The sequence below is a fragment of the Zoogloea sp. 1C4 genome (assembly GCF_009469605.1).
GTDB lineage: Bacteria > Pseudomonadota > Gammaproteobacteria > Burkholderiales > Rhodocyclaceae > Zoogloea > Zoogloea oryzae.
Map to the genome: position 1 here is coordinate 1 of NZ_SSXU01000124.1, position 1,086 is coordinate 1,086.

Annotated in this window: 1 protein-coding gene; it reads left to right on the top strand. The window is 64.7% G+C overall.

All coding sequences use genetic code 11. The annotated features are described in order from the left end of the window. The first annotated feature begins 169 nt into the window (after window positions 1–169). Window positions 170–781: a cob(I)yrinic acid a,c-diamide adenosyltransferase gene (cobO, locus tag GH681_RS23170; RefSeq protein WP_153163848.1), complete on the top strand. Its 612-nt coding sequence runs from the start codon at window positions 170–172 to the stop codon at window positions 779–781. Window positions 782–1,086: the final 305 nt, after the last annotated feature.

Here is a 1,086-nt window from a genome sequence, read left to right on the forward strand (position 1 = left end):
CAGATCAAGGCCGATACGCGTAATCTTCATGGCGGACTCCTTCTTTCTGATTGACCGGGGGTGACACTTCCCAGTCTGGCTCATCGAAGCCGTTTCAGGAGGGAGGAGTCCATCTCATTGACCTACAAGACCCCAAAATACCCATAAAAACCCCATCGAGAGAACCCCCATGACCGACACCGACTCCACCCCCGACTCCCGCCACAAGGCCCGCATGGAACGCAAGAAGGCCGTCGTGGATGCCGCCATCGCCGCCGCCACCGACAAGCGCGGCGTGCTGCTGGTGAACACCGGCAACGGCAAGGGCAAATCCAGCGCCGCCTTCGGCGTGCTCGCCCGCGCGCTGGGCCACGGCCTCCAGGCCGGCGTGGTGCAGTTCGTGAAGGGCCGCTCCGACACCGGCGAGGAAGCCTTCTTCCGCAGCCAGCCCGGCGTGAGCTGGCACGTGATGGGCGACGGCTTCACCTGGGACACCCAGAACCGCGCCGCCGACATCGCCAGCGCCCGCGAAGGCTGGGAGCAGGCCCGCGCCTTCCTGCGCGACCCGGCCATCGGCCTCGTCATCCTCGACGAGCTCAACATCGTGCTCAAGTACGCCTACCTGGACGTGGCCGAAGTCATCGCCGACCTCCAGGCCCGCCCCGCCCACCAGCACGTCATCGTCACCGGCCGCGCCGCGCCCGATGCGCTGGTCGAAGTGGCCGACACCGTCACCGACATGGGCGCCACCAAACACGCCTTCAAGGCCGGCATCGCCGCCCAGGCCGGCGTGGAGTTCTGAGCGCAAGACGCACCCCTCGATCTGTAGATCGGACTTCAGTCCGACAAACCTCACCCGCTCAACCCGCGCTGTCGGACTAAAGTCCGACCTACAGGGATGTGCCTTGTCTTTTTGTGGGGCGACGCGGCCGATGTCGCGCCTTATCGGCCGTCCCTACGCCCGGCCGCACCTCTCGATCTGTAGGTCAATGAGATGGACTCCTCCCTCCTGAAACGGCTTCGATGAGCCAGACTGGGAAGTGTCACCCCCGGTCAATCAGAAAGAAGGAGTCCGCCATGAAGATTACGCGTATCGGCCTTGATCTG